This is a genomic window from Clostridium ragsdalei P11, from assembly GCF_001675165.1.
In the GTDB taxonomy this organism is placed as follows: domain Bacteria; phylum Bacillota; class Clostridia; order Clostridiales; family Clostridiaceae; genus Clostridium_B; species Clostridium_B ragsdalei.
The window spans coordinates 1-14385 of sequence record NZ_LROS01000044.1 but is presented as its reverse complement, the minus strand read 5'-3'; the positions used below and the strand labels follow the sequence as shown (position 1 = coordinate 14385).

The 14385-nt window shown below is 31.2% G+C and carries 12 protein-coding genes, 1 pseudogene and 2 other annotated features; of the genes and pseudogenes, 11 read left to right on the top strand and 2 right to left on the bottom strand.

Annotated elements, in window-relative coordinates; all coding sequences use genetic code 11:
• Nucleotide 1: 1 nt before the first annotated feature.
• From CLRAG_RS15245 to CLRAG_RS15235, 3 genes are all read left to right on the top strand, one after another.
• Nucleotides 2-1108 carry a uroporphyrinogen decarboxylase family protein gene (locus tag CLRAG_RS15245; protein ID WP_065079191.1) on the top strand — a complete coding sequence of 369 codons (1107 nt, stop codon included), beginning with the start codon at nt 2-4 and terminating at the stop codon, nt 1106-1108.
• A 128-nt stretch (nt 1109-1236) separates the two neighbouring features.
• Nucleotides 1237-1470: a DUF4829 domain-containing protein gene (locus CLRAG_RS15240; RefSeq protein ID WP_065079190.1), complete on the top strand. Its 234-nt coding sequence runs from the start codon at nt 1237-1239 to the stop codon at nt 1468-1470.
• Nucleotides 1471-1601: 131 nt separating this feature from the next.
• Nucleotides 1602-2060, top strand: coding sequence for a YbaK/EbsC family protein (locus CLRAG_RS15235; RefSeq protein ID WP_065079189.1), 459 nt, complete (start codon nt 1602-1604; stop codon nt 2058-2060).
• Between the two features lie 114 nt (nt 2061-2174).
• On the opposite strand, the gene CLRAG_RS15230 is transcribed toward CLRAG_RS15235, so the two are convergent.
• Nucleotides 2175-3515, bottom strand: coding sequence for an MFS transporter (locus CLRAG_RS15230; protein ID WP_065079188.1), 1341 nt, complete (start codon nt 3513-3515; stop codon nt 2175-2177).
• Between the two features lie 224 nt (nt 3516-3739).
• On the opposite strand from CLRAG_RS15230, the pseudogene CLRAG_RS21135 reads away from it, so the two are divergent.
• Both CLRAG_RS21135 and CLRAG_RS15225 read left to right on the top strand, forming a co-directional pair.
• Nucleotides 3740-3829: pseudogene (locus CLRAG_RS21135) on the top strand (GNAT family N-acetyltransferase); the annotation flags it as partial.
• Between the two features lie 58 nt (nt 3830-3887).
• Nucleotides 3888-4084 (top strand) — a binding site (T-box leader).
• A gap of 38 nt (nt 4085-4122) precedes the next feature.
• Nucleotides 4123-4320, top strand: a binding site (T-box leader).
• Between the two features lie 103 nt (nt 4321-4423).
• Nucleotides 4424-5761, top strand: coding sequence for an MFS transporter (locus CLRAG_RS15225; protein WP_065079187.1), 1338 nt, complete (start codon nt 4424-4426; stop codon nt 5759-5761).
• Nucleotides 5762-5869: 108 nt separating this feature from the next.
• On the opposite strand, the gene CLRAG_RS15220 is transcribed toward CLRAG_RS15225, so the two are convergent.
• Nucleotides 5870-7018: a double-cubane-cluster-containing anaerobic reductase gene (locus tag CLRAG_RS15220; RefSeq protein WP_065079186.1), complete on the bottom strand. Its 1149-nt coding sequence runs from the start codon at nt 7016-7018 to the stop codon at nt 5870-5872.
• A 271-nt stretch (nt 7019-7289) separates the two neighbouring features.
• On the opposite strand from CLRAG_RS15220, the gene CLRAG_RS15215 reads away from it, so the two are divergent.
• The 6 genes from CLRAG_RS15215 to CLRAG_RS15190 all read left to right on the top strand — a co-directional run bounded on the left by CLRAG_RS15215 (nt 7290) and on the right by CLRAG_RS15190 (nt 13600).
• On the top strand, nt 7290-9014 hold the full coding sequence (locus CLRAG_RS15215; protein ID WP_065079185.1) for an ASKHA domain-containing protein: 1725 nt from the start codon (nt 7290-7292) through the stop codon (nt 9012-9014).
• Between the two features lie 41 nt (nt 9015-9055).
• A complete protein-coding gene (locus CLRAG_RS15210) occupies nt 9056-9715 on the top strand; it encodes a corrinoid protein (RefSeq protein ID WP_065079184.1) in 660 nt (219 codons plus the stop codon).
• A gap of 15 nt (nt 9716-9730) precedes the next feature.
• Nucleotides 9731-10807, top strand: a complete 1077-nt coding sequence (locus CLRAG_RS15205; protein WP_065079183.1) for a uroporphyrinogen decarboxylase family protein — start codon at nt 9731-9733, stop codon at nt 10805-10807.
• A 30-nt stretch (nt 10808-10837) separates the two neighbouring features.
• Nucleotides 10838-11863, top strand: a complete 1026-nt coding sequence (locus CLRAG_RS15200) for a methylcobamide:CoM methyltransferase MtbA (RefSeq protein ID WP_065079182.1) — start codon at nt 10838-10840, stop codon at nt 11861-11863.
• Between the two features lie 299 nt (nt 11864-12162).
• Nucleotides 12163-12615 (top strand): Lrp/AsnC family transcriptional regulator, encoded by a 453-nt coding sequence (locus tag CLRAG_RS15195; RefSeq protein ID WP_065079181.1) that lies wholly within the window; start codon nt 12163-12165, stop codon nt 12613-12615.
• A gap of 307 nt (nt 12616-12922) precedes the next feature.
• Nucleotides 12923-13600 (top strand): GntR family transcriptional regulator, encoded by a 678-nt coding sequence (locus CLRAG_RS15190; protein ID WP_065079180.1) that lies wholly within the window; start codon nt 12923-12925, stop codon nt 13598-13600.
• Nucleotides 13601-14385 lie beyond the last annotated feature (785 nt).

Sequence of the window (14385 nt, the reverse complement as noted above, 5' to 3'; positions counted from 1 at the left end):
TATGAAAACCACAAAAGAATTATATGATGAACGTTTAAACAGAGTTAAAAAGGTAATTAAGTTGGAGAAGACTGATAGGACACCTGTTGTTCCATTTGGAATTTGTATTTTCCCAAAGTTAACTGGTGTAAAAATGTTTGATTTTGTAGCAGATTTAGATTTGTCAAATAGAGTTATATTAAAAGGAATGAAAATGTTTGGAGATGTTGATGCAGCACCAGCTTCATTTTCTTTCGCATCAACTATGGGAACTACATCTTTTTCAAATATGAAGCTTCCTGGACGTGAACTTCCAGATAATATGCTGTGGCAGGTTGATGAGCGCCAATTGATGACCACAGATGATTATGATACCATAATAAATAAAGGATTTGAAGCTTTTAGAGATGATTATTTTGCTTCAAAGATAAACTTAGATTTAGATGTATTAAATGAAGTAATAACTAAATGTCCACAGTATATGAAAAATATAAATGATGAGGGATATCCTCTTTATGGTGCAGTTCAAATAGTACATCCTATTGATTACTTAAGTGTAGGCCGTACACTATCAAAATTTATGATGGATATAAGAAAGATGCCTGAAAAGGTAGAAGAGGTAATGGACATAATTACTGATGCAAACATTAAAGCAATGAAACAAGCTGTTAAAAATGCTGTTGACCCTTTAGGCGTATTCATAGCTATGGGACGAGGATGTCCTGATTTCTATAATCCTAAACTTTGGGAAAGATTTGTATGGAAAAACCTTAAAAAGATAACTGACGCTATAATAGAGACAGGAGCTGCTGCAAGTTTTCATGCTGATTCCAATTGGGAGCGCGGACTTGACTATTTTAAAGAATTTCCAAAAGGTACTTGTGTATTTGAAACAGATGGTACTACAGATATTTACAAAATTAAAGAAAAACTAGGAGATCGTATGTGTATTAAAGGAGATGTTCAGGCTTCAAAATTTGTTCTTGGAACTCCTGATGAGGTATATGATTACAGCTCTCGCCTAATAAAAGATATGGGTCCAGGATTTATTCTATCATCTGGTTGTGATATACCTGCAAATGCAAAGATAGAAAATGTGAAAGCAATGATTTCTGCTGCTAGCAAATAAAATATATTAAAATTTAACAGTATTGACTGAAACAAAAAAATTTCATTTTGATAAAGTAAGTTTATAATCAAAGTGAAATTTTTTTGTTAAAAAAGCTTTTTCAATATTTTAAGAGGAATAATTGGGAAATGGTCTTTTTCGCTAAAATGAACTCTATGGTTGAAGATATGGCAAACATTAAGCCAACATCCTTTATTCTTAAAGATTCTGAAAATCACTTAGATATAAAAAATGTTGGTAATAGAACAGAAGTGGCAGTTGATACTGCTTGGTTTAATAGTGATAATAGTAAAGATGGTACATTTGTAACGTTGAAAAAATATGCAAATGGATGGAAAATTAAAGGCATGGGTAATATCTAGGTGGTAAAATGGTTGCCCTAGAAAAAAAGCAAAAATTAAAAATTACATTTTTATACAATATTTACCTTGTAAAAAGTTAGGCACTTATTTATACTTAATTTTAATAATTATACATAATAGGGAGTGATTTGATGAGTTTAGAAAGTGTAAAACAGTATTTCAAAGATAACAATTTATCACTTGAAATAATCGAAATGGGTCAAAGTACTGCTACCGTTGAATTAGCAGCTAACGCTCTTGGAGTCAAACCTGCTTTAATAGCTAAAACTATGGCCTTTAAATTAAAAGATAGAAATATACTTATATTATCAGAAGGCGATGCAAAAATTGACAATAGAAAATTTAAAGATTATTTTCACACAAAAGCCAAGATGCTAAGTGCTGATGAAGTACTTGAATTTACTGGGCATCCAGTAGGAGGAGTTTGTCCATTTGGATTAAAAACTCAAATGGACACTTATCTTGATGAATCACTTAAAAAATTTGAATATGTATATCCTGCTGCTGGCTCACGTAACTCTGCTGTAAAAATTACCCCAGAAGAACTATCAAACGTAACTTCTGGCACATGGGTTGATGTATGTAAATAATAATAACTTTTAATATAGGGAAACATATTAAATGTATCCCTATCCACCAGTTAAGCAGAGAAGCCCAAATCTATGATTTGGGCTTCTCTAAATACTCTTAAGTACCTAGTGTAGTTAAGACACATTGATTTCATCAAGGGCTCGACCTTTAGTTTCAATACCAACTAGAGCAACTACTATTGCAACCACTGCGAACACTATGGTTAGCATGAGAAAGACATAAGTGAAGCCAGCTTGTTTGCCTTTAGTTTCATATACTAATCCAACGATGTAAGGAGCAGCGATGGCACCAATTCGGCCAATTGCAGCTGCCCAACCGGCTCCACTGCCTCTAACACGTGTAGGATAAACTTCCGGTGTATAAGCGTACACTGCACCCCAAGCTCCTAGACTGAAAAAGTAGAGTAGGCATCCAAAAGCAAGCACAGTAGATGCAGATGTTGCTTGACCAAATAAATATGCTGATAAAGAGGTACCTATTAGGTAGACCACTAAAACTACTTTACGTCCAATCTTTTCTATTAGATAAGCTGCACTGTAATATCCAGGCAGCTGAGCAATGCTCATAATTAATGTAAATTGGAACCCCTTTACTAAGCTGAACCCTTTGCCAACAAGCAGGGTTGGAGTCCATAAAACAAACCCATAATATCCAAAATTAATACCTAACCATAGAACCCACAGCACAATGGTACGCCTAAAATAAGCTTTGGACCATAAATCAGCAAGAGTGATACTACTCATTTTTTCATTTTTGGGCAAATCAGTTACAGCTATTTCATTATTAATTATTCCAGCCTGTTGTTCCATTTTACGTACAATTCCATCTGCTTCTTCCAAACGTCCTTTCTGTTCCAAGTATCGAGGAGATTCTGGAATATTCCTTCTCAGATAGGCTGCATACAGTGCTGGTATTCCTCCTAAGAAAAATCCAATACGCCATCCATATATCGGTATCAAAAGGTAAGCAATTAAAGCTGCGGCAATCCATCCCCAAGCCCAGAAACTTTCTAACAAAACAACCATCCGACCCCGGGATTTAGCAGGTGAAAATTCACTAACCAAAGTAGATGCTGCCGGCAGCTCTCCACCTAGCCCTAATCCAGTTAAAAATCGCAGCAACAATAATATACTAAAGTTAGGAGAAATACCGGATACGGCACTGGCTAATCCATATAGAACAAGAGTAAATGTAACAACTGTTCTTCTACCATATTTGTCAGCGACCATTCCAGCTACAGCGGCACCAATAGCCATTCCCACTGCTGAAGCACTTCCGAGTAAGCCTAAATCGGCAGGAGTAAGTTTCCATGACTTTCCAATTGAAGCCATTACACCAGCCATCATGCCTTGATCCATGGCATCAAACAGCCATCCGATGCCTGACAAAAACAGCACTGTCCAAAGCATGGGCGTAACTGGCAATTTTTCAATTCTTCGCGAAATACTACTCATTTAATTCACATCACTTTCTTAAAGAGCTATTTATTTTTTTATCTTTTTAAATAACTAACCTCTTATATTTTTTGTATAATACCACAGAATATTTACGTCAATAATGACTTCCTACATAAATACTCACCTCTAATAATATAGATTTTATAACTTCAACATTTATATTATAATGTATATACATGTGTAAATTCAATGCTTTTTCCACATTTTAGTTTGCTAAATTTAACTTTTACAGAAGCCTTGGCTTTAAAGAAATTTCAAAGGAGTATTTAGAAGATAACATTCCACATATAGATATGCTATATAAAAAATAATATTTAAAAATTTATTTGACAATAGGTTAAATTAGTACTACAATAAAGAAAATCAAATTTAAAAACTATGACAGGAATCAAGTAGATATATAATATTCAAAGAGAGTGATGTTTGCTGTAAATTCACAATACTTATATATTGAAAACTCATCCTCGAGTTATTGGCTGAAATATCAGTAGGCTGTATCGGTTGAACCCGTTATTTTATAAAGAAAAAATTTGGATGGTACCGCGGTATTGTTTCTCGCTCCAAGAGAAACAATACCGCTTTTTTATTTTAACAACTTAATATTATAAAAATAATGATAGGGACAAGTAGATATAATTATACTTTAAAGAGAGTGCGCATGGTGAAAAAACACATTTATATTATATTGAAACTCACCCTTAAATTGTAATCTGAAATCAGTAGGACTTGTGCCGGCATAAAGCCGTTAAACTATTTAAGTGATAAATTTGGGTGGTACCGCGATAGACCTTTCGCCCCATGGAAAGGTCTATTTTTTATACTCAATTTTAGAAAATAATTTTTACTGGCCAGTGAAATTATATATAAAAAAATTAATTTTGTACTTATTGGATGGAGGTATTTTAATGGAATCAGTTAGTTACATTTCTGAAAAGATGGATTATGTTCCAGTATCTAAATTACATTACAAGATATTATGGCTTATAGGCCTTGGAATATTTTTAGATGGTTTTGATGTATATCTGGCAGGTGGAGTTTTAGGAGTATTATTAAAAAGTGGATGGTCAAATATTGGATTAAATGCTACTTTTATCTCTGTAACTTTTTTAGGACTTTTAATAGGTTCACTTCTTACTGGATTTTTAGGGGATAGTTTCGGACGTAAATTTTCCTATCAGTTGAATCTTTTAATATTTGGAGGAGCCTCTCTTGTAGCTGCATTTTCTCCTAATATGATTTTTTTAATAGCTTGTAGAGGAATAATGGGGATTGGTCTTGGTGCTGAAATTGTTACAGGATACGCATTACTTGGAGAATTTGTACCATCAAAGACGAGAGGAAAGTGGGTATCCATGCTTTCTCTTATAACAAACTGCTCTACTCCAGCAGCTGCATTTTTAGGATATATCATAATACCTAGATTTGGATGGAGATGGATGTTTGTATTTGTAGGAGTATTTTCCCTAATTGTATGGTATCTTAGAAAAAGTATGCCTGAATCTCCAAGATGGTATGAATCAAAGGGAATGGAAAAAGATGCACAGGATGTAGTAGACATATTCTACAGTGCAGCAGAAGATGAATCAAGAAATTCCATATCTCAGCCCAGCGTAATAAAAAAAGAGAAACATAGGGATGAAGGAAAATTTACTGATTTATTTAGTAAAAATATGATTTCCAGAACTATTGTAGGCTGTGTAGTTTTAATTGCAATAAACACCTTAATATATACCTTTGTAAGCTGGGCACCTACGTTTTTCTTGAGAAAGGGTATAAATATTTCCAAATCCCTAGGATATACAACTATAATGATGATAGGTGCACCACTTGGAGCTTTAATTGGCAGTTTTATTGTAGATAAGCTTGGACGTAAATGGTGTCTTACTGTATTTATGCTTGTAGCTGGTGCACTTGGATATGCCTATGCTTCACAAAATGTTATGGGAATAATATTAACAATTGGATTCTTCTTAACTGTAATAATATATATTTTACTTACACTTGGCCTTGCTATCTACGTTCCGGAATTATTTCCTACAAATATAAGAATGAGAGGATCTGGATTTTGCAATGCTATTGGAAGACTAGCAACTATATTTAGCCCCTATGGAGTAGCATGGATACTTAAAAACTATGATACCAAAGTTGTGTTTATAACACTTGGATTTATACTTATAATAGTAGCATTTGTTATTGCCACTTTAGGAGTTGAAACAAAACAGAAATCTTTAGATGAAATATAGTGATTCTAATATAAGTATAAAGTTAAGCTAGTTGTTTCCAATATAAAAACTCCACCTATGAAACTTTTCATTATTTTAAATGGTGGAGTTTTTTATCAAGTGATTAAATTATAGCATTTCTACAAAAGCAGCAACTCTTGTCTTAATCTGACCTACATCTGCTTTTGAATAATCTGTTTCGATAGCCATATATGCTACTTTTTTCTCTTCATTTACAAATTTCTTTATTCCATAAGATTCTACACTGTATGGATGACAGGATTGCAGTATTACGTCTACTACTCCATCTATTTTATAGTCATCTATAAGCTCTGAAAGTAAATTTGTCCTATTGTTGTTTGGAGTCATGCAAGCACAGCCTATTTTTAAATATTTTTCAGCGATTGCATCTATTGGATCTTTAGTTTCATCTACAAGTTTAGAGATTTCCTTAACACCTGTACAATCTTCATAGCATACTACTACTCCACCGTTATCTTCTATAGCATGTACAATTTTCTCTGTAGCTTCACCCATTGGACATCCTGTAATCAATATTCTCTTTGCATTTTGTGATACTTTTCTTTCTCCCTTATCATAAGCATCTTTAATTTTTGCTGCTGTATTATGTAAGTCATTGATTAAAGCTTCCTTGTCCCATTTAAAAGATGATCCATTTAAAATTTTAAGTAATTCTATACCTGTTATTGGAGGAGGGCACATTTTTTCTAATTCATAAAATTCCTTTAAGGCTTTTCTTTCTCTATTACGAAGCTTTATAGAGTTTTTTAGTTTTTCATCAGTTATAGTTATATTGAATTCCTTTTCAAGCTTTTCTTTTAATTTCATCAATTCATCTTTCCATAATTTATAGCTGTCAGCATTATCAGGCATCTGTGGCAGGTGCATTACATGTACATTTTTTAATTTACCTAAGTATTCATACATCTTTTTCTTGCCATCACAAGTAGTTTCTCCCACAATTAAATCTGAGAAATAGAAATAAGGACATTTATCCGTCATAGCAAAGCCGTAGCTTGACTTAATAAGGGGGCATAGATTCCTAGGTAAATGCTTTTCCGCATCCTCTATGGTTTCATCACTTTTTGAACACAGTGAGACAGCTAAGGCTCCTGAAGCATTTATAATTTCCCAGGGGGTAAAAGTGCAAAAAGTTCCTACAACCTTTTTACCCTCATCCTTTAGATTTTTTATAGTTATAAATCCTTGTTTTCTAGAATCACTAAAATCATTAAATATTTGGGGTAAATCATTCATTTATCAATACCTTCTTTACTTTTAATTTTTAATACTATATTATTACAAAAATTGACTTTTATTTTAATTTTTAATAGATTACATATTTTATATATTATCACAGATTATATCGTTAATTTTATCTATAAAAAAATCTTATATCATTTAAGTTGATTATTTGTTTTATATATAATTATTGTTAAATTTTCACATGCAGGGATATAATTGAATTAACATTGTACTGTTATGTAATGTTACATATCATTTTGCTAACTAGAGGAGAAAAGTTAAAATGTGCTTAGTAAAATTTATAAATAGCGATGTAGAGATTAAAGTAAAAAGGAAAACTACTTTAATGGAATGTATTAGAACGGCTGGATTTAAAATGGAGACGCCCTGTAATGGTGAGGGAAGATGTTATAAATGTAAGGTAGAAGCCTTTGGAAATTTGTCTAAAAAAACAGAAGAAGAAAAAAAGCATACTGAAAATGATTATACAAGACTTGCTTGTATGACAAAAATTTTAGGTGATGCTAAAATAAAACTTTTTGATAGTACAAAGGTTTTAAAAACTATTAATGGGGGCAGTTGTATAGAAGTTCAGGTAGACAGTGCTATAAAAAAAGTAAAATTACCTTGCATAGATGCAAAAAAAGCTGATCCTTACATAAATGCTCTTAAATTTAAATCAGATACTTTTTCTAACTTAAAAAAAATAGGACAACTAGAAAAAAATAAACCTGAAGAGATCTATGGAATAAGTTTTAAAAATAAACTCTTAAGTTTGCAAACACGTAGTACTGATTTACTCGGAGTTGCATTAGATATAGGAACAACTGGATTGTCAGCATATCTTGTAGATTTAGAAAATGGCAGTGTTGTAAATAGAGTATCTGCATTAAATCCACAAACAGAATATGGTGGAGATGTACTATCTAGAATAACTTTTTCTATGAAGAAAAAGGATGGCATAGATATCTTAAGCAAATGTATAAGAGATGAACTTAATCGCATAGTAGAAAAGCTTACTTACAAAAAGTATTCTCTTTGCAGCATATACAGGATTATGATAGCTGCAAATACTACTATGCTGCACCTCTTTTTAGGAGTATCACCAAATTTCATAGCAAAAGCACCTTATAGAGCTGTATTTTTAAATGAATTAAATTTAAAAGCAAGTGAATTAGACATACATATTAATGAAGAAGGGATTTTGACTCTAATCCCATCTGTATCTTCTTATGTTGGAGCTGATATAACAGCTGGAATTATTGCCACAGATTTTCACAATAGAAATTATCCAGCTGTATTTATAGACATAGGAACAAATGGAGAAATAGCAGCTATATCTAATGGAAAAATGGCAGCTTCTTCTACAGCTGCAGGCCCTGCCCTGGAAGGAATGAATATTTCCTGTGGAATGAGAGCAGAAGAGGGAGCTATCGAAAGTTTTGATATAGATGATAACCTTAATTTAACTTATTCAACTATAAATAATAAAAGTGCTAAGGGAATATGCGGAAGCGGCCTTATAGATATAGCATCTTCTTTAGTAAAGAGAAAGGTAATATTAAGTACCGGAAGATTTAATAAGGAATTACAAAATAAACTTAAGGATAGAATAAGAGATAAAAAATTTTATATTACTGATAATGTGTATATATCGCAAAAAGATATAAGACAAATACAACTGGCTAAAGCTGCCATTTCATCGGGTATTACTATGCTCTTAAATCAAATCAACATAAGCATTGAATCTATAGAAGAAATAGTGATTGCAGGTGCTTTTGGCTATCATATAAATCCTGAAAGTATAAAAGAAATAGGCCTTATACCTAAAGGGTTTAATAATAAAATAACTTTTGTAGGTAATTCAGCTATAGAAGGAGCGAAGATAGCCCTTATAAACGAGGACAAGCTAAATGAGATGAGCACTATTAGAAATAATATAAAAATAGTAGAGTTATCAACAAGAGACGATTTTCAAGATCACTTTGTAAAAGCTTTAAATTTTTAATTGTATATACAAATATAAATTTAAGAAGGGATGATTTTATTATGAAGGATGATTTATTAAAAGAACTATCTGATTCTGTAGTAAATATGCAAGAGGAGGAAACTATAGAAATATCAAAAAAGTGTGTAGAAAATAATATCAATGCTTATGAAGCTATAGATAAAGGATTAGCTGATGGCATGAATAGAGCCGGGAAGCTCTATGAAGAAGAAGAATATTATATACCTGAACTACTTTTGTGCTCTGATGCTATGTATTCTGGTTTAGATATATTAAAGCCGCATTTGGAAAAAGAAGAAACTGAAAATAAAGCTAAAGTAGTAATTGGTGTAGTAGAAGGAGACACTCACGATATAGGCAAAAACTTAGTTAAAATAATGATGGAAACAGAAGGATTTGAAGTTATAGACTTAGGAAGAGATATACCTCCTATAGATTTTGTAAATAAAGCCAAAGAAGTAGGAGCCTCAATTATTGCACTGTCAACTCTTATGACCACTACTATGGATGGCATGGCTGAGGTAATAAACCTTTTGAAAAAAGAGGGCATAAGAGACAAAATATCAGTCATGGTAGGTGGAGGCCCTATATCTCAAAACTTTGCAGATAAAATAGGGGCAGATGCTTATACCTTAGATGCTTCAAAAGCTGCTAAACGAGCTAAAGAATTAGTAAAAAAACAAACAGCAGAAATTATATAAGGAGAGATAAAAATTATGGAAGATCAAATGACACCTATAGAAAGATCTATAGCATTAAATAAAAAGCAAGAAGTAGATAGGTTACCCTGCAATCCTAATATAGCTAATGGCGTAGCAAGAATTTATGGCTGCAAGATTTCAGATTTTAATACTAGTGGACAAGCTATAGCTGAGGCACAAATAGCAGCGTATAAAAAATTTCATATGGATGGGTTAAGAGTATTCACAGATTTATACGCTTGGGCAGAAGCTATGGGATGTGAGCTTACATTTCCAGAAGATAATACTGCTGATATCTTAAAACCGGCCATAAAAAATATTGACGATATAGATAAAATAAAAATAGCAAATCCTTATAAAGATGGTAGATTGCCCGTATATATTGAGGCAATGAAATATTTAGTTGATAAAGTTGGAAAAGAAGTTGCTTGCTCTGGAGGTATAGTAGGACCATTTTCAAATGCCTTTTTCCTGGTAGGAATAGAAAACATGACAAGACTATTTTTTAAAAATCCAGAGGCCGTACATAAACTTTGTGAACTTTCCTTACAGACATGTATAGAATATGCAAAAGTTGTAATGAGTTTAGGACTTTCTATTACTATTTCAGAACCTTTATCCTCTTGCACTGTAATTAGCCCAAAACATTTTGAAAAATTCTGCATTCCTTATTTAGAAAAGCTTGTACGATTCATTCAATCTCAAGGAAAAACATGTGTGCTTCATATATGTGGTAAAACTAAAAAAATATGGCCTTACGTTGGAAAACTTTCTGAAATAGGTGTCAGTGGTTTTAGTATGGACAATGTAGAAAGTTTAAAAGAATGTAAAGAAGAACTAGGTGATAAAGTAAAAATAATGGGCAATGTAGATCCTTCAAATATAATGTATGGAGGTACAAAAAAAGAAATTGTAAATACAGTTGCCAAATGTGTATTAGATGGACATGATAGTTTAAAAGGTTATGTGGTAATGTCCGGGTGTAGTTTACCTGTAGAAACCCCTTCAGAAAATATACAATTAATGATGGATACTGTTAGGAAAATTGGATATCCAATAGATGTTGAAAAGGTAAAATCATTTATTGTATAACACAAATTCAAAATAAAGGTTGGTGGTTTTTTGTTATCTGAAAAAGAAAGGCTTGGATTAGCTCTTAAGAGAAAAAAAGTTGATAGACCTCCTTGTATATGTCCTGGAGGAATGATGAACATGATAGTGGAAGAAGTAATGGACTTAACCCATTGTGCATGGCCAGAGGCTCATACAAACCCAAAAATAATGTCGGATTTGGCTGCAGGTATGTATGAAAATGGAGGCTTTGAAAATTTTGGAGTGCCATTTTGTATGACTATAGAAGCTGAAAGTATGGGATCAAAAGTATTTTTAGGGACAAAAATAAGCGAGCCTAGAATTTCTTCTTATGCTATTAATTCAGTAACTGAGTGGAAAAAATTAAAGAATTTAGACATTAACAGTGGCAGAGCTCAGGTAGTACTAGATGCAATTAAACTTTTAAAAGGAAAAAACAAAAATGTGCCTATTATAGCTAATTTAACAGGTCCTATTAGTACCGCATCATCACTTATGGAACCTGTTAAATATTATAAAGAACTCATAGTAAAACCAAAGGAATCCCATGAAATGATGGATTTTGTAACTGATAATCTTATAAACTTTGGAAAGGCACAGTTAAATGCAGGAGCTGATTTAATTACTATTTCAGATCCAAGCGGCACAGGTGAAATATTAGGTCCTAGGACTTTTAGAAAATATGGACTCTTTTATATAAATAAAATAATTGATGGATTAAGTAAATATTCAAAATACGGTATTATAGTTCATATATGTGGAAGACTGAAAAGTATTTACAAGGAATTAAACGAACTTCATAGTGATGCTATAAGTTTTGATGCTGTAACTAGTATAAAGCAGATGTGTGAAAATGTAATAAATAAAGCCATAATGGGAAATGTAAGTACTTTTTCTCTTCAAAATAGTTCTTTAGAAGAAGTAACTAGCTTGTCAGAAAACTGTTTAAAAAGCGGTGTTCATATATTGTCTCCAGCTTGTGGTTTGGGAACTACAACTCCACTGAAAAATATACAAGCTATGGTACAAACAGCTAAGAATTTAAAAAAAGAATAGTGTAAACAGAGTTCTTGGCATCAGATGAAGTTTTGACTCCATCTGGTGCTTAGAAGTCGTTATCCAGGGACGTAGCTGCTATTTATTTCCACTTGAAAAAGTGGGAATATTAGAGCAGGTAGTCATCGGATAAATTAAAATTTTTAGGAAATCCAATGAATTTAATACGAAATTTTAAAAAAAATAAGGTTAAATGCTATTTTAAGCTTATTTTTTATTTTATTATCTGAAATATATTTAATAATTTAAACTATATACTATAATATATTTAATAAATTAAAAAAGAGGTTTTGCTTAATATGGATGCTATAGATGTTAATATATTAAAATTACTAAAGGAGAATTCTAGAATTTCAGCTTCAGAAATAAGCAGTAAAATCAATTTATCAATACCTGCTGTAAGTGATAGATTGAAAAAACTTGATGCGTCAGGAGCAATAGAAAAATACACTATAATTATTAGCAATAAGAAAATGAATAAAAATATCACAGTAATAATGTTTGTAAGTCTTAAAAATCCAAATTTTACAGAAAAATTTGTAGAATTTGTTCAAAATGAAAATGAAATAATTGAATGTCACTACTTAACGGGTGACTTTGATTATGCATTAAAAATTGTTACTGAAGACACAGAAACTCTTGAAAAGATTTTAAATGAAATAAAACTAATTAAGGGAGTCTTAAGGACTAAAACTATAGTTACACTTTCTACCATTAAGAATAATTATTCAATACCACCTGATGAAAGTTAAAAATGCTTGACTTTATTAACAAAAATTAAAGAAATTATTTGCCATGAATCAATTATAAATTTTGTAAATCATATAGATAGATTATATTAAACATTAAAGCTAGCTTTACTCTTGATACTTTTTGAGAGTAAAACTAGTTTTTTAGTTTAGTATAATTGTAAATTTCATAGTTATACAATTTTAGATATTTTTAATATAGTTACTATAAATTGACACGTAAAAGCTGTTGATGATATACTTTTCTTAATGTAGTAAAAGTATATCATCAATTTTCATATCAGGGAATTTTTAAAGGGGGTAAAATAAATTGACTTATGAATTTTCACCTATAAAATTTGATAATATGGGTTATATTAGGGATTCGGTATTTTCTATTTTACGTAATGCTATTCTTGATGGAAAATTAGAACCAGGTCAACGTCTTATAGAACGTAATATTGCAGAGCAATTAAAAATAAGCAGAACCCCAGTAAGAGAGGCCATTAGAAAACTTGAATTCGAGAAATTAGTTACTCATATTCCCCGCAAAGGGGTGGTTGTTTCTGGATTTACTAAAGAAGACATAGAAGAAATTCAGGTAATTAGAATATCACTAGAAGCTCTCAGCTGTAGTATTGCAGCTTCAAAAATAAAAGAATATGAATTAGAGCGTTTAGAGTCTATTAACAATAAAATGTTAGAAGAGTACCAAAAAGGAAACGTTTCCAAATCAATTTTATTAAATAGAAAATTTCATGAAGTTATTTATAAAGCTGCAGAAAGTCCACATTTATATTATTTTGTTAGTACACTTCGTGAATACATTAGTAAATTTACAAAACTAACCTACACCAAGTCTGGTAGACTTCAGGAAGTGTTTACTGAGCATAATGAAATCATCAAAAATTTGCGTCAGCATAATAGTGATAAATCATATAATTCGGCTAAGAGACACATTGAAAAATCCAATGAAGTATTTTTGAAAATGGCATATTTAAAAAAATAATAGTAACATTTTTAATACTTTATGAATATTACAAATAGAGCAAATAGTGCGGACTACAAAGGTACTTGCTTTTTTAGTATTATTTATCTTATTATCTAAGTAATATATTTTTAGTCAGAATATTGAAAAAATTAGTTATCTGTGATATTATATGAGTATAGCAATGAATTCAAAGCATTTTATAATTACTTGAAGCCTTAAAAATATATAATACAGCATAATTTATCAACAAATGGTATACCGAATACCATACACTACTTTTCATAGTAACAAATATTCTAATTAATATTTTTCTAATTAATATTTATCAAATAACTATCTGTTCCAATATTCTCATCGCGTATTGCAAACTTGTAATAATTTTAAATCTTAAACAATATATATAATATATCATTAAAATTTTTTACTCAAAGTTGGTATACCGTATACCAATATTAGGAATGCAAAAACACTAAAACTCAACTTTATTTAATTAAATTTTTAAAAACTTTACTAGACGTTCCTCTGCACAATTTTAAATTGTGTAAAGAATATAATTTTACTCATCCAAAAGGTATTTTGTTTTCGGATGAAATCGATGCCATATATTATTCTAAGTCTAACACAGCAAATAATTTAACTGATAGGCTCATAAGTCTTCATTCATAGCACTTAAAACAGGATTAAAGATTAAAATAGATGATAAAATCTTTAATCAAGCCATTGCTGAGGTAAATCATAAAAAGAAATTTGAGGAGGTGATTGCCCCCAAATAGCAGCTTTACAGCTGTGTACATTACCAAGTA